This window comes from Mycobacterium sp. SMC-4 (assembly GCF_025263265.1).
In the GTDB taxonomy this organism is placed as follows: domain Bacteria; phylum Actinomycetota; class Actinomycetes; order Mycobacteriales; family Mycobacteriaceae; genus Mycobacterium.
The window spans coordinates 2939668-2955331 of the sequence record NZ_CP079869.1; the positions used below are offsets into that span (position 1 = coordinate 2939668).

Annotated in this window: 12 protein-coding genes; 5 read left to right on the forward strand and 7 right to left on the reverse strand. The window is 67.1% G+C overall.

What is annotated here, in order from left to right; all coding sequences use genetic code 11:
* Positions 1–11: 11 nt before the first annotated feature.
* On the reverse strand, positions 12–2507 hold the full coding sequence (locus KXD98_RS13970) for a phosphoketolase (protein WP_260758993.1): 2496 nt from the start codon (positions 2505–2507) through the stop codon (positions 12–14).
* Positions 2508–2597: 90 nt separating this feature from the next.
* Between KXD98_RS13970 and KXD98_RS13975 the strand changes: the two genes are divergently transcribed.
* Positions 2598–4079 carry an acetyl-CoA acetyltransferase gene (locus tag KXD98_RS13975; protein WP_260758994.1) on the forward strand — a complete coding sequence of 494 codons (1482 nt, stop codon included), beginning with the start codon at positions 2598–2600 and terminating at the stop codon, positions 4077–4079.
* Here the strand turns inward: KXD98_RS13975 and KXD98_RS13980 are convergent.
* From KXD98_RS13980 to KXD98_RS14005, 6 genes are all read right to left on the reverse strand, one after another.
* The gene (locus tag KXD98_RS13980; protein WP_260758995.1) at positions 4076–5092 is read right to left on the reverse strand and encodes a malate dehydrogenase; all 1017 of its coding nucleotides are present in this window, start codon (positions 5090–5092) and stop codon (positions 4076–4078) included. The two genes, KXD98_RS13975 and KXD98_RS13980, sit on opposite strands and share 4 nt — an antisense overlap.
* Positions 5093–5107: 15 nt before the next feature.
* Entirely contained in the window at positions 5108–5731 is a 624-nt protein-coding gene (locus tag KXD98_RS13985) for a hypothetical protein (protein ID WP_260758996.1), read from the reverse strand.
* Between the two features lie 7 nt (positions 5732–5738).
* Positions 5739–6386 carry an endonuclease gene (locus KXD98_RS13990; RefSeq protein ID WP_260758997.1) on the reverse strand — a complete coding sequence of 216 codons (648 nt, stop codon included), beginning with the start codon at positions 6384–6386 and terminating at the stop codon, positions 5739–5741.
* A 100-nt stretch (positions 6387–6486) separates the two neighbouring features.
* A complete protein-coding gene (gene lon, locus KXD98_RS13995) occupies positions 6487–8826 on the reverse strand; it encodes an endopeptidase La (RefSeq protein WP_260758998.1) in 2340 nt (779 codons plus the stop codon).
* A gap of 126 nt (positions 8827–8952) precedes the next feature.
* Positions 8953–9726 carry a GolD/DthD family dehydrogenase gene (locus KXD98_RS14000; protein WP_260758999.1) on the reverse strand — a complete coding sequence of 258 codons (774 nt, stop codon included), beginning with the start codon at positions 9724–9726 and terminating at the stop codon, positions 8953–8955.
* Between the two features lie 58 nt (positions 9727–9784).
* Positions 9785–10705, reverse strand: a complete 921-nt coding sequence (locus KXD98_RS14005; protein WP_260759000.1) for a sugar-binding transcriptional regulator — start codon at positions 10703–10705, stop codon at positions 9785–9787.
* Between the two features lie 173 nt (positions 10706–10878).
* On the opposite strand from KXD98_RS14005, the gene KXD98_RS14010 reads away from it, so the two are divergent.
* The 4 genes from KXD98_RS14010 to KXD98_RS14025 all read left to right on the forward strand — a co-directional run bounded on the left by KXD98_RS14010 (position 10879) and on the right by KXD98_RS14025 (position 15638).
* Positions 10879–11916 (forward strand): NAD(P)-dependent alcohol dehydrogenase, encoded by a 1038-nt coding sequence (locus KXD98_RS14010; RefSeq protein ID WP_260759001.1) that lies wholly within the window; start codon positions 10879–10881, stop codon positions 11914–11916.
* On the forward strand, positions 11913–13481 hold the full coding sequence (locus tag KXD98_RS14015) for a sugar ABC transporter ATP-binding protein (protein ID WP_260759002.1): 1569 nt from the start codon (positions 11913–11915) through the stop codon (positions 13479–13481). The genes KXD98_RS14010 and KXD98_RS14015 overlap by 4 nt, the downstream gene beginning before the upstream one ends.
* A complete protein-coding gene (locus KXD98_RS14020) occupies positions 13478–14518 on the forward strand; it encodes an ABC transporter permease (RefSeq protein WP_260759003.1) in 1041 nt (346 codons plus the stop codon). The genes KXD98_RS14015 and KXD98_RS14020 overlap by 4 nt, the downstream gene beginning before the upstream one ends.
* Positions 14519–14588: 70 nt before the next feature.
* Positions 14589–15638, forward strand: a complete 1050-nt coding sequence (locus KXD98_RS14025; RefSeq protein WP_260759004.1) for a substrate-binding domain-containing protein — start codon at positions 14589–14591, stop codon at positions 15636–15638.
* The last annotated feature ends 26 nt before the right edge of the window (positions 15639–15664 follow it).

Here is a 15664-nt window from a genome sequence, read left to right on the forward strand (position 1 = left end):
AGGCTACCGGCTCAATCGTTGTCCCCACCGGTGTCGTCGGTCGCGTCGGCGGCTTCGGTGCCGAACCCCGATTCCCGAGCGGCCGGCCACACCCAGTCCTTGACCTCCGGGATGTCCTCACCGTGGGCGCGGGTGTAGTCGCGTGCGGCGATGCGTTTGTCGACCATCTGCTGGCGCAGGGTCGCGCAGGTCGACCGCAGCGCCGGGACCCGGTCGATGACATCCATGACCAGGTGATAACGGTCGAGGTCGTTGAGCATCACCATGTCGAACGGCGTGGTGGTGGTGCCTTCCTCCTTATAGCCCCGCACGTGCAGGTTGGGGTGACCGGTGCGCCGGTAGGCCAGCCGGTGGATCAGCCATGGGTAACCGTGATAAGCGAAAATGATCGGCTTGTCGGTGGTGAAGATCATGTCGAAGTCGCGCGTTGGCAAACCGTGCGGATGCTCGGTGGAGTCCTGCAACCTCATCAGGTCCACGACGTTGACGAAACGGACCTTCAGTTCCGGCAGGTGCTGGCGCAGGATGTCGGCCGCGGCCAGCGCTTCCAGGGTCGGGATGTCACCCGCTGCGGCCAGCACCACGTCGGGGTCGGTGCCGACGACTTCGCTACCCGCCCACTCCCAGATGCCCAAACCGCGGGTGCAGTGGGCGATGGCCTGCTCCATGGTCAAGAAGTTGGGTGAGGGCTGCTTGCCGGAGACGACGACGTTGACGTACTGCCGGGACCGCAGGCAGTGGTCGTAGGTGGACAGCAAAGTGTTGGCGTCCGGGGGCAGGTAAACCCGCACCACGTCGGCGCTCTTGTTGACCACGTGGTCGATGAAACCGGGGTCCTGATGGGAGAACCCGTTGTGGTCCTGGCGCCAGACGTGGCTGGAGAGCAGGTAATTGAGGCTGGCGATGGGGCGTCGCCACGGGATGTCATTGGTGACCTTCAGCCATTTGGCGTGCTGGTTGAGCATCGAGTCGACGATGTGGATGAACGCTTCGTAGCAGTTGAACAGGCCGTGCCGGCCGGTGAGCAGATACCCCTCCAACCAACCCTGGCACTGATGTTCGGACAGCATCTCGACCACCCGGCCCACGCGGGCGAGGTGTTCGTCGACCTCGGCGCCGAGCAGCTCGGCGTTCCATTGTTTGTCGGTGGCCTCATAGACCGCCTGCAGGCGGTTTGACGCGGTCTCGTCCGGGCCGAAGATTCGGAAGTTGTCCGGGTTGAGCCGGATGACCTCGGTCAGCCACTGGCCGAGAACGCGGGTGGCCTCGGCCACCGTGGCGCCCGGGGCCGGGACGTCGACGGCGAAGTCCCGGAAGTCGGGCATCCGCAGATCCCTGAGCAGCAGGCCGCCGTTGGTGTGCGGGTTGTCGCTCATCCGCAGCGGTCCGGGAGGCGCGAGTTCGGCGATGTCGGCATGCAGCGCTCCGGTGTCGTCGAACAACTCGTGCGGCCGGTAGGAGGCCAGCCAGTCTCCGAGCACGTGGAGGTGCTCGTCGGTGTCGCGGGCACTGGCCAGCGGCACCTGATGGGCGCGCCACGATCCGGTGGTCTTCTTCCCGTCGATGTAGTCGGGTCCCGTCCAGCCTTTGGGGGTGCGGAACACGATCATCGGCCAGGCCGGCCGGGAATCGTCACCGGCGGCCGCGGTGGCCTTGATCGCCGCGATCTCGTCGAGCACGTCGTCGAGTAGCGCGGCGAAGCGGCGATGAGCATCGAGGGAATCATCGATGCCACTGCCCTCGTCGGGGACTTCGAAGAAGTAGGGACGGTGGCCGTAACCGACCATCAGGGCGCGCAGCTCGTCCTCGGGTATCCGGGCCAACAGCGTCGGATTGGCGATCTTGTACCCGTTGAGATGCAGGACCGGCAGCACCACCCCGTCCTGCGCCGGGTTGACCAGCTTGTTGGAATGCCAGCTGGTGGCCAGCGGACCGGTCTCGGCCTCCCCGTCACCGATCACCGCGGCCACCAACAGGTCGGGGTTGTCGAATGCTGCGCCGTAGGCGTGTGACAGGGCGTACCCCAGTTCGCCGCCCTCGTGGATCGATCCCGGTGTCTCGGGCGCAACGTGGGAGGGGATGCCGCCCGGGAACGAGAACTGCCGAAACAGTCGCCGTAACCCTTCGTCATCTCGGGTGACGTCGGGGTAGATCTCGCTGTAGGTGCCGTCGAGGTAGGCGCTGGCCACCAACCCGGGCCCGCCGTGACCCGGCCCGGTGAGATACACCGTCGACTGTGCGCGTTCCTTGATCGCCCGGTTGAGGTGGGCGTAGAGGAAGTTCAATCCCGGCGTGGTGCCCCAGTGACCGAGCAGGCGGGGCTTGACGTCGTCACGCGTCAGGGGCCTGCGCAGCAGCGGATTGTCCAGCAGGTAGATCTGGCCCACCGACAGGTAGTTCGCCGCGCGCCACCAACGGTCGATCCGTTCGAGCTCGGCATCGGCCACGCAATCGCGGTCGACGGTCGTCCATGCGGCTGTGTGCACGTTGGGGGCGGTGGTGGTCATCTCTCCATCCAAGTCGGCGGCGCGCTGCGTGGGAACGCATACCCGATGGCAATCTGGTTAATCTCTGCGCTGCCGTTATGGTGTGCAGTCATGCCCCTCGCGCCCAGGACACCGGTACTCGTCGGCTACGGCCAGATCACTCAGCGTGATGAGAATCCGTCCGTCGAACCGATCGACCTGATGGCAGCCGCGGCCCGCGAAGCGGCCGAGGCCCGGGTGCTCGAGGCCGTCGACGCCGTACGAGTGGTCAATCTGCTGTCCTGGCGCTACCGGGATCCGGGACTGCTTCTGGCGCAACGCATCCATGCCGACAAGGCCACCACCCGATACACCGGCATCGGTGGCAATGTGCCGCAGACTCTGGTGAACCTGGCCTGCCTGGACATCCTGCGCAACCAGGCCGACGTGGTGTTGATCGCAGGCGCGGAGACGTGGCGCACCCGCAGCAGGCTGCGCGCCGCGGGACAGCGACCCGACTGGACCAGGCAGGACGAGTCGGTGCCGTTGCCGCCGGGCGCAGACGAGAGCGTACCGATGGCTGCACCCTCTGACGAACGGATTCACCTCGACCGCCCGGCGTTCGTGTATCCGATGTTCGAGCAAGCGGTGCGCATTGCCGCGGGTGAGTCGATCGAGGACCACCGGCGCCGCGTCGGTGAGCTGTGGGCGCAGTTCTCCGCGGTGGCGGCGACCAACCCGCACGCGTGGAACCGGGATCCGCTCAGCGCCGACCAGATCAGCCGGCCCTCGGCGAGCAACCGGATGATCAGCTGGCCATACACCAAGTTGATGAACTCCAACAACATGGTCGACCAGGGCGCGGTGTTGATCCTGACCTCCGCCGAGCGGGCCAGGGAGCTCCACATCCCCTCGGAGCGTTGGGTTTTCCCCCATGCCGGAGCAGACTCGCACGACACCTACGCCATCGGGGAGCGTGCGCAGTTGCACACCTCACCGGCGATCCGTATCGCCGGGCAGCGCGCGCTGAAGTTGGCCGGGGCCGGCGTCGACGACATGGACCTCATCGATGTGTATTCGTGCTTCCCGTCAGCCGTTCAGGTCGCCGCCAAGGAACTGGGTCTTCCGGTGGGCGACCCGGGCCGACCGCTGACGGTGACCGGGGGTTTGACGTTCGCCGGCGGGCCGTGGAACAACTACGTGACCCACTCCATCGCGACGATGGCCGAGCAGCTGGTGGCCGAACCGGGCCGGCGTGGATTGATCACCGCCAACGGTGGTTACCTGACCAAGCACAGTATCGGCGTGTATGGCACCGAGCCCCCGACTCACGAGTTTCGTTGGCAGGATGTGCAATCCGAAGTGGATCGGGAACCGACCCGGACGGCGCTGGTCGAGTGGAGCGGTGTCGGCACCGTGGAATCGTGGACCACACCGGTGGGCCGCGACGGAACTCCCGAGAAGGCGTTCCTGGCCGTGCGCACCCCGCAGGACGCTCGGGCACTGGCCGTCCTCACCGACCCGGACGAAGCCGCGGCGACGGTGCGTGAGGACATCGCCGGTGCATCGGTGCGGGTGCACGCCGACGGTACCGCCGCGCTGGACCCGCGCTAAAGCAGCCCGAGCGCGGCGACGGCCGCGCGCTCAGCGCGCAGTTCGGCGACACTGGCGTCGATCCTGCTGCGGGAGAACGGATTGATGTCCAGTCCGTCGACGATCTCCCATTGCCCGTCGACCGCACGGCAGGGGAACGAGCACACCAGGCCTTCGTCGACGCCGTATACACCAGGGGAGGGCAGCGCGACCGACGTCCAGTCTCCCGGTGGCGTGCCGTGCACCCAATCGTCGACATGGTCGATCGCGCCGTTGGCCGCCGAGGCGGCCGAGCTGGCGCCGCGGGCCTCGATGATCGCGGTGCCTCGACGCGCGACGGTGGGGATGAAATCCTCGCTCAGCCATCGGGTGTCGGCTGCGTAGTCCGCTCCGGAGCGACCGCCCACCACGGAATGGAAGATATCGGGGTACTGGGTGGGGGAGTGGTTGCCCCAGATCGTCATTCGGCGGATCTCGGTAACTGGTACCCCCGCGTGCCGGGCCATCGCCGAGACGGCCCGGTTGTGGTCCAGGCGGGTCAGTGCGGTGAACCGTTCGGCGGCGATGTCGGGCGCGTGCGCCGCGGTCACCATCGCGTTGGTGTTGGCCGGGTTGCCGACGACCAGAACGCGCACACCTGCAGCGGCACCGGCGTTGAGGGCCTCGCCGGCCGCGGCGAAGATCTCGGCGTTGGCGCCGAGCAGGTCGGCCCGTTCCATGCCCTTGGTGCGGGGTTTGGCGCCGATCAGCAGTGCGACATCGACGCCGTCGAACGCGGCGGCCGGATCGTCGTAGATGTCGGTGCCGGTCAGCAGCGGGAACGCTCCGTCGTCGAGTTCCATCACCACGCCCTCGGCAGCGCGGACCGCATGCGGCAGCTCCAGCAGCCGGAGCTTCACCGGGGTGTCGTGGCCGAGCATCGCACCGGCGGCGATCCGGAACAGGGCGGCATAACCGATCTGGCCGGCCGCACCGGTGACGGTGACGGTGACCGGCGCCGTGAGAGTGCCGCGGAGCGCGGTGGTGGACGGCATGGTCGTTCCCCTTTCTCAGACAGCGTCGGCGGGGACGTCGGTGTAGTGCAGGCGCAACGTGTCAGCGGAGAAGGTGAATCCCTGGCCGCTGAGCTCGGACAGACATGAGATTCCCACTGTCTCCTGCACGTTGCAGCGGAACCCCGCGACCGCCAGGATCCGGTTGAAGGGCAGCACCGTGGCCGGTTCTGCGTCGGCGTCCAGACCGAAGGCAGGGGTGTCGAGTGGGACGAACCGCGGCTCGGCGTCGCGCTCCACGACGATGGCGTTGGGTGCAGCCAGTGTGCCATTCGGCCTGGGAACTTCAGCGGGCGCGGCGGTGACACCGATGCGGTGGGGACTCTGCGCGTTCTGGCATCCCGCACGCACCCGCGGTTCGATCGCACACGCCCAACGACCGCTCGGCGAGGTGAAGTAGTACCCGGTCTGCCCGTCGACCTCAGCGGCGAAATCGAACGCGTTGACCAGGTGCGCATTGCCGGCGGCGGTGGTCTCGGGTGCGGCGGTGCTCGTCGGGACGGGGGTGTACGTCGCGTCCTCGGTGGTGATGACCGTCGGGCCCGAGCACGCGACCGCGGTCAGCACGATCACCGGCAGGCCGGCGTAGCGGAAGGCATGCATGTCGAACCAGCCTGCCATGCACCGGTCACTGTGGTTGCCGCACGCTGCGCCGAACTTCGTCGTCCAGCGAGACCCGCACCAATGCGGCCCCCAGGTTGGCGGCCCGTTGCGGCGCCAGCGCGGCCAGTGCCCTCGGGTCGTCGGGCAATCCGATGTCAACGGCCGCAGCGGTGGCACGCTCATCGAAATACGGACGCACCCAGGTCCAGGTGTCCTGCACCTCGCGCAGGAAGATGTCGGCCCCGGTGTCTCCGATACCGGTGAACTGCTGGAGCAGCTGCCTGGTCTTCAGGACGTCGCGTTCGGCGGCCACAGCCAGTCGGCGCAGATCCCCGGCGTATTCATCGGTGACCCTGGTGGCGATGTCGACGGCTCGGGTGGCGGAGCTCTCGTCGTAGCGGACGTAGCGGGCACGACCGAATGCCTCGATCACCTCGGACCGGTCTGCCTGACCCACCTTGGCCGGGGTGCGCAGGCCCGCGCCGAACAGCTCGCGGGCGGCCCGTGCCGCGGTGGTGGCATCGATCGGCTTGCTGGCCAGCATGCACAGAATCAGCAGCTGGAACAGCGGCATGGGTTTGTCGCGCAGCCGGATTCCGGCTGCGGCGGCGAAGGTGGTCCCGGCGTGTTCGAGCAGCCGGCGGGTGGTCTCCCGGTGCGTCGATGTGACCATGTCTTCGGGCTTGCCCGATCGGTGTCGGTGGAAACGCCGAGCAGACGCACACTGCCCCGAAATCACGCAAGTGTGGGGAGGGTGCGTCTGCTCGTGACAGCTACGCCGCCGTCGCGGCCGGCGCTGCGGCACCCACCGGCTCCAGGGCCTGTGCGACGATCTCGGCCACGTCGGTCATCGGCCGGACGTCAAGCGTGCCCAACACTTCGGCAGGCACCTCATCGAGGTCGGCTTCGTTGCGGGCCGGGATGAATACCGTTGACAAGCCGGCACGTTGGGCGGCCAACAGCTTCTGCTTGACTCCGCCGATCGGTAGGACCCGCCCGTTGAGGGTGACCTCGCCGGTCATGCCGACATCGGAGCGCACGTTGCGTCCGGTGGCCATCGACACCAGAGCCGTCACCATCGTCACACCCGCCGAAGGACCGTCCTTGGGCACCGCACCGGCCGGGACGTGCACGTGGATGCGGCGATCGAGCGCTTCGGGGTCGACACCCAGCTGCTCGGCGTGCGAACGCACATAGGACAGCGCGATCTGCGCGGACTCCTTCATGACATCGCCGAGTTGGCCGGTCAGCTGCAAGGATCCCTCACCGGGCGGAGTAGATCCGGTGCTTCCGGCCTCGATGTAGAGCACGTCGCCCCCGAGTCCTGTGACCGCCAGTCCGGTCGCGACCCCGGGCACCGCCGTGCGTTCGGCCGATTCCGGGGTGAACCGCGGACGTCCCAGCAAGCTCACCAGGTCGGGCTCGTCGACGACCACGGGTCCGGTTTCGACGGCCAGCTTGGTGGCCACCTTCCGCATCACCTTGGCCAGGAGCCGCTCAAACTGCCGCACCCCGGGTTCACGGGTGTAGTCAGCAGCGACCTTGCGCAGCGCGGCCTCGGTCACCGTGACGTCGTCTTCGCGCAGCGCGGCCTTGTCCCGCTGGCGAGGCAGCAGGAAGTCCCGTGCGATCGCGAGCTTGTCGTCTGCGGTGTAGCCGTCGATCTCCACCAACTCCATGCGATCCAGCAGGGCCGACGGGATGTTCTCGATCACGTTGGCCGTGGCCAGGAACACCACGTCGGAAAGGTCGAGGTCCAGATCGAGGTAGTGGTCGCGGAACGTGTGGTTCTGTGCCGGGTCGAGTACCTCCAGCAACGCCGCCGCCGGGTCGCCCCGGTAGTCGGAACCGACCTTGTCGATCTCGTCGAGCAACACGACAGGGTTCATCGACCCCGCCTCGCCGATGGCCCGCACGATGCGGCCCGGCAGGGCACCGACGTATGTGCGGCGATGCCCGCGGATCTCGGCCTCGTCGCGCACACCACCGAGCGCGACGCGCACGAATCGACGGCCCAGCGCCCGGGCCACAGACTCACCCAGCGACGTCTTGCCGACCCCGGGCGGACCGGCCAGCACCATCACCGCACCGGAGCCGCGGCCGCCGACGACGGCCATCCCGCGCTGGGCGCGACGAGCCCGCACGGCCAGATATTCGACGATGCGGTCTTTGACGTCGTCGAGCCCGTGGTGATCGGCGTCGAGGACAGCATGTGCGGCTGCCAAGTCGGTCGAATCCTCGGTGCGCATGGTCCACGGCAGCCCCAGCACCGTGTCCAGCCAGGTGCGGATCCAGCCGCCCTCCGGACTCTGCTCGCTGGCGCGCTCCAACTTGGCGACCTCACGCAGCGCCGCCGTGCGCACGTGGTCAGGTAGATCGGCGGCCTCGACCCGAGCCCGGTAGTCCTCGGAGCCTTCCGGATCGTCCTCACCGAGTTCCTTGCGGATCGCGGCGAGTTGCTGGCGCAGCAGGAATTCCTTCTGCTGCTTGTCCATTCCGGCGCGGACATCCTCGGCGATCTTGTCATTGACCTCAACCTCGGCGAGGTGCTCACCGGTCCAGTCGATCAGCGACCGGAGCCGACGATCCACATCCTCGGTTTCGAGCAGCTCACGCTTCTGCACGTCACTCAGATAAGACGCATAGCCGGCGGTGTCGGCCAGCGCCGAGGGGTCGGTGATCTTGTTGACGACGTCGACGATCTGCCAGGCCTCACGCCGCTGCAGCATCGCCAACAGCAGCTTCTTGTAGTCGGCGGCCAGAGTCGTTGTCTGGTCGGTGATCACCGGGTCGGCAACCTCCTCGACGAGCACCCACAACGCGGTCCCCGGGCCGGTGGTCCCGGAGCCGATGTGGGCACGCTTCTCGCCACGCACCACCGCGGCGGCGCCGCCACCGGGGACCCGCCCCACCTGGACGATGCTGGCGAGCACGCCGTGGGTGGGGTAGCGGTCATCCAGGCGTGGAGCGATCAGCAGCTTGCCGTTGTCACCGGCCTGTGCGGCGTCCACCGCGGCGCGCGCCGCATCATCGAGCTCGATCGGCACCACCATGCCGGGCAGCACGATCGGTTCGCTGACGAACAGCATGGGCACATGCAGAGCTTCAGGCATCAAACCTCCAAAGTTGAACCTGATGCGCTCAACCTCGGCCGGGTCACGTTTGTTCCCGTGATGTGCTGTCAGCGAACAGGGCCAGCGCGTGCGGTGCGGCCCAGGCTGCCGGGTCCGGGCGACATGTCACCTGATGGTGTAACCGCCGTCGACGAGCAGATCGGCGCCGGTGATCATCGCTGCCGCATCGGAGGCGAGATACACAGCAGCCGCGGCAATCTCGGCAGGATAGGCGAACCTACCCACCGGGATCGACGTTTTCAGTGCGTCGCCGCGGGGCCCGTCCCAGGCTTTGCGCCCGAGTTGGGTCAGCACCACTGTCGGTGAGATCGTGTTGACACGCACGCCGCGCGGACCCCACTCGGCGGCCAGCACCTTGGTGACCCCGACCACACCGAACTTCGAGGCGCAGTAGGCGACGTGCTGGTCGAGGGCGACTGTGGCAGCCTGCGAGGCCATATTGACGATCGTGCCGCGGCCTGCTGCCAGCATGTGCCTGCCGACCGCCTGACATACCACGAAAGTGCCCTTGAGATTGATGTCGATGGTCTTGTCCCAGGCGCCGAGCTCCAGATCCTCGGCCGGCGCGAGCATCACGACACCAGCACTGTTGACCAGGATGTCGATCCGGCCGAAGGCCTCGGCCACGGCGTCCACCGTCGCTGCCACAGATGTGGGATCTGCGACGTCGCAAGCGAACCCGCGACTGCCGGGCCCGGCCTCGGCGGCCTGCGCCGAGGCGGCGTCCGCATCGAGGTCGACGACAGCGACCCGGGCGCCCTTGGCCGCGAACGCCGCGACGATCGCGGCGCCGATACCCGATCCGCCACCGGTGACGACCGCAACCTTGTCGTCGAGGGGAAAGTTCAGGTCCACCACCGGTTCCGTGCTCGATGTCATGCGCTGTCCTTGTCTATTCTGTGTCCTGTTCCGTACTGGGGCGCCGGGGTCCGGGGATTCAGCCGAGCATCGCGGCGGCCACCTCGCTGTCGGTGACCAGCCCCGATATCAGGCCCGATTTCAGCACCGCCCTGGTCGCATCGATCTTGGCCGGGCCGGTGCTGAGAGCGATGACCGTGGGGATCGCTCGAAGTGTGTCCTCGCGGATGCCCATTCGACGTTCGTCGAGCCCACCGACCCGTTGGCCGTCGGCGTCCAGCAGTAGAGCGCACGTCTCGGCGCAGACGCCGGCAGCCTGAAAACCGTTGGCCTCTTTCAAGGTCAGCGAAGGGTAGACCTGGGAGGCGTCCGGCCCCCAGGCGCCGACGGAGACGAGGGCGCATGTCACATTGGCGTGCTGGGCGCAGGTTTCCTGGATCTGCTGGCTGCTGGCCAGACTCTGGGCGGTACGGGCATCGGAGACCACCAGGGGGGCGTAGAGCGGCCAGGATGTCCCGCCGGTGATCTCGCTGATACGCCGGGTCAGGTCCGCGCCGTTGGAGGTGATGGGCCCGGCCAGGCCCGTCAGTTGCACCACATCGCACGGGGGCAGCGCCGTCAGGTAGGGCGCGATGTGGGTCATCGTCCGGCCGGAGTCCACCCCGATGACATCGTCGTCGCGCAGAATCGACTGCACCAGGTCGGCCATCGCTTTGGCGACAGCCTCCACCTTGTCGGCCGGCTTCTTGGACTCCGCGGCTACTGCGTAAGCGTGCCGCAGCGAGTATCTGCGTTGCAGCGCGGTCGACAACTCCATGTCGATCGACCCCGGATCGTGGATGGTGATCTCGACCATCCCGGTTTCGAGCGCCTCTTCCAGCATCCGGGCCACCTTGAAGCGGGACAGGCCGAATTCCTCGGCGATCTCGACGCGGGTGCGGCCTTCGAGGTAGTAGCGCCGGGCGATCACTGCGCGCTGGAACAACTCATCCGGCCCCATGACGCCTCCTACGATTTCGGCCAGTTGCTCATATGAGCGATACCGCTTGACACATGAGCTTAGCGCAGACCATGATCCACATCACAAGAACTCAGATGAGCGACAGACGCAACAAACGAGCGGCCACCGGCGGGCCTGACCGGCCGCCGGCCGGCTCAGGGAAGGGAAGCCAGATGACCGCCGCGGTCGAGTCCACACCGGCCACCATGCGCGCCAGCGTCATGACGGGTGTGCGGACCCTGCACATCGAAGACCGCCCGGTGCCCACGCCGGGTGAGCATCAAGTCCTCGTCGAGGTCGCGGCCGTCGGCGTGTGCGGCTCCGACGTGCACTACTACCTGCACGGTCGCATCGGCGACTTCGTCGTGCACGAGCCGATGGTGCTCGGCCACGAGCTGTCCGGCCGCATCGCCGCCGTCGGGGCCGGCGTCGACCCGGGACGCACCGGGCAGCGTGTCGCCGTGGAGCCGCAGCACCCGTGCCGGCGTTGTGCGCAGTGCAAGGCCGGCCGGTACAACCTGTGCCCCCACATGAGGTTCTACGCGACCCCGCCCGTGGACGGCGCGTTCTGCCGGTACGTGCTGATCGACGACGACATGGCCCACCCGGTCCCTGATGCGATCTCCGACGAGGCGGCGGCGCTACTCGAACCGCTCTCGGTGGCGATTGCGACCATGCGCAAGGCGCAGGTTGTACCCGGAACGTCAATTCTCATCGCGGGCGCGGGTCCCATCGGCGTGATCTGCGCGCAGACCGCCCGGGCCTTCGGCGCCTCGCGCATCGTCGTCACCGACCTCGTTGCCGAACGTCGGGACAATGCCCTGCAATTCGGCGCGACGGAGGCGCTCGACCCCACCGTCGTGGACATCGCCGGGATCGAGCCCGTCGACGCATTCATCGACGCCACCGGGGTACCTGCCGCGGTCGTCAGCGGGATCAAAGCGGTAGGGCCGGCCGGTCGCGTGGTGCTCGTCGGCATGGGCGCCGACGAATACCCCCTGCCGGTAAGCCACATCGCCAACCACGAGATCACGGTGACCGGGGTGTTCCGCTACACCGGCACCTGGCCGGCCGCCATCCACCTGGTGGCTTCGGGTGCCGTCGACCTCGACGGTATGGTGACCGGTCGCTACGACCTCGAGCACGTCGGGCAGGCCCTCGACAGCGACTCCGATCCGGCCAGTCTGAAGTCGATCGTGGTGCCCAGGTGAACGCCGCAACTGCGCCGACGTCGGGCACCGCAACACGCTCGCTGTTGCGCTGCAGCGATATCCACAAGAGCTTCGGTGGAGTGCCGGTGCTTAGGGGTGTCGCGCTGGAACTGCAACCCGGAACCGTCACCGCGCTGGCGGGTGAGAACGGGGCGGGCAAGTCGACGCTGATGAAGATCATCAGCGGGCAGTACACCGCCGACCACGGTGTGGTGGAGGTCGGCGAAACCACCCTGACGCCAGGCAACACCAAGGACGCCGTCCGCCACGGCGTGGCCATCGTGCCGCAGGAATTGGCCTCGATCGAGGACATGACGGTTTACGAAAACCTGTTCGTCGGAAGGGAAATCAAGGTCGGGCCGTTTCTGAACCGGCGCGCGATGATCGACGAGGCACGCGACGCACTGGGAGTCTTCGGCATCGAGATCAACCCGTCCGCCCGGATGGGCAGCCTGCCGGTCGGGTTGCGCCAGATCGTCGAGATCGTCAAAGCCGCCCGCACCGGCGCACGGGTCGTCATGCTCGACGAGCCCACATCCGCGATCTCCGAGCGCGAGGTGGATGGGCTCTACACGGTGGTGCGCAGGCTGCGCGAGCACGGTGTCGCGATGGTCTACACCACCCACAAGATGGCCGAGATCCGCGCCATCGCCGACCGGGTCGTGGTGCTGCGCGACGGCGGGTTGATCCTGGACAAGGGCATCGACGACGTCACCGACGACGAGATCGTCACAGCGATGATCGGCCGCGAACTCGATGCACTGTTCCCCGAGCGGCCCACCCCGGGCACCGAGCCGGCGCTGCAGGTGCGTGACCTGCACGTCCAAGGCGCCACCGGGCCGGTCTCGTTCACGGTGAACGCCGGTGAGATCGTTGGCCTGGCAGGACTTGTCGGTGCCGGTCGCACCGAACTGCTGGAAGCGATCTTCGGCGCCCGCACGAGTACCGCGGGAACGATCACGGTGCGGGGCAGGACCGTCAAGCGCAATCATCCCGCTGCGGCCATCAGCGCCGGCATGGCCATCGTGCCCGAAGACCGCAAGCTCTCCGGTGCCGTGCTCTCGATGAGCGTGCTGGACAACGGGACTCTGCCGCGGTTGTCGTCGTTCTCTCTGGCGGGCTGGCTGCGCGGCAAATCCCGCAGCAAAGCGGTATCGGATGTGATGTCTTCGGTGCGACTGCGCAGCCGCGGACTGGCCCAGGAGGTCGGCACGCTCTCGGGCGGCAATCAGCAGAAAGTGGTGCTGGCGCGTTGGCTCACCGGCGACGTCGCGGTGCTGCTTCTCGACGAACCGACCCGCGGGGTCGATGTTGGAGCCCGCAGCGAGATCTACCGCATAGTCACCGAATTCGCGGCCCAGGGGATGGCGGTGCTGATGGCGTCGTCGGACATGCCCGAGGTCGTCGGGCTGTCTCACCGGGCATTCGTGATGCGGGGCGGCACCTTGGTCGGCGAGCTCGACCGCGACGCCCTTGATCATCCCGAGGTTCAGGAGTCGGTGTTCCGCCTGGCGACCGCACTCGACGGTGGATCTGAACCCATGACGCAGCAGGAGGCACCATGACGACCGAGGTCGACGAAGACCGGCAGCCACCGGGGCCGTCCAAGGCCCCGACGGTGACGTCGCCGGTCACCGGCGAGCCGGTGAAACTCTTTTCCAAGCAGTGGTTCTCAGCGATGTTGCTGCGCTACTCGATGGTGATCGTCGTGTTGCTGGTGATCGCCTACTTCAGCTACCGCAGTGCGCGATTCGCGACACCGGAGAATCTCGTCACCATCCTGGTCGCGGCGGCGCCGTTCGCGCTGATCGCCCTGGGGCAGACGCTGGTGATCCTCACCGGCGGAATCGACCTGTCAGTGGGCAGTGTGATCGCGGTGTCGGCGATGGCCGGAGCGGCGACAGCCAAGGCCAATCCGGGACAGGTCTGGATGACGGTCACCGTCGCGATGGCCGTCGGGCTCGCGTTCGGCTGCATCAACGGTGTCCTGGTGTCGCGGATCAACGTCCCGCCGTTCATCGCGACGCTGGGTACCATGACCGCAGGTTCCGGTGTGGCCTACGTCATCGGTGGTGGCGCACCGATCAACGGCCTTCCCGCCGAGTTCGGATCGATCGCCAACACCAAGATCCTCGGACTGCAGATTCCGGTGCTGTTGATGATCATCGGCATCATCGCGCTCGCCATCATCATGAAGCGCACCTCGTACGGCATGCGCGTATACGCCGTCGGCGGCAACCGCAACGCCGCCGAACTTGCCGGCATCAACGCAAAGAATGTGTTGTTCAGCGTCTACGCGTTCTCTGGTCTACTCGCCGGGCTCTCCGGTGTGATGCTGGCCTCCCGTGTCATCTCCGGTCCGCCGAACTTGGGACAGGGGTACGAACTGGACGCGATCGCCGCGGTGGTCATCGGCGGCGCCAGTCTCATGGGCGGGCGCGGAAGCATCTGGGGCACCACGCTGGGGCTGTTCATGATCATGACGCTGAACAACGGCCTCGACATCCTCGTGGTGCCCGCGTACTGGCAGGACGTCATCAAGGGCCTGTTGATCGTCTCCGCGGTCGCGGTGGACGTGTGGTCATCCAGGAGGCGCACCTGAATTCAGCAGAAAACTGACCGGCGCAGGGTCTTTCACCGTCGAAACACTGCTATCGAAAAGAGAGAATGACATGAGACTCACCACCAGAATCGCGGCGATCGCCTCGGTAGGCGCCCTCAGCCTCGGGCTGACCGCCTGCGGCGCGGGTGACACCGCGGCCAACGGCGACACCACCCGCATCGGTGTGTCGGTGTACGACATGAGCTCGTTCATCACCGCGGGCAAGGAAGGCATGGAGGCCTACGCCAAGGACAACAACATCGAGTTGATCTGGAACTCGGCCAACCTCGACGTCTCCACCCAAGCCAACCAGGTCGACTCGATGGTCAATCAGGGTGTCGACGCGATCATCGTGGTTCCGATCCAGGCGGACTCACTGGGCCCGCAGGTCGCCACCGCCAAGGCCAAGGGCATCCCACTGGTCGCGGTGAACGCCGCGCTGAACAACCCTGACGTCGCGGGCAGCGTGCAGCCCGATGACGTGGCCGCCGGCGCCCAACAGATGCAGATGATGGCCGATCACCTGGGTGGCCGCGGCAACATCGTGATCCTGCAGGGACCGCTGGGCCAATCCGGTGAGATCGACCGCACCAGGGGCATCGAGCAGGTGCTGGCTAACTACCCGGAGATCAGGGTGCTGGCCAAGGACACCGCGAACTGGAAGCGCGATGAGGCGGTCAACAAGATGAAGAACTGGATCTCCGGATTCGGTAACCAGATCGACGCCGTCGTCGCCGAGAACGACGACATGGGCCTGGGTGCGCTGCAGGCGCTCAAGGAGTCCGGCCGCAGCGATGTGCCGGTCGTCGGCATCGACGGCATCGAGGACGGCCTCAATGCGGTCAAGAGCGGTGAATTCATCGGCACGTCACTGCAGAACGGCACCGTCGAGCTGGCGGCCGGCCTCGCCGTGGCCAACGCGCTGGCACTGGGCGAGGAGGTCAACACCGAGCCGGTGTACGTCATGCCCGCCATCACCAAGGACAACGTCGACGTCGCGATCCAGCACGTGGTCACTGAGCGACAGCAGTTCCTCGACGGGTTGTCGGACCTGACGAAGAAGAACCTCGAGACCGGCGACATCGCCTACGAGGGAATTCCGGGGCAGACCCAGCCCTGAGCCCAGCCATCCCCGGCACAGGGCCG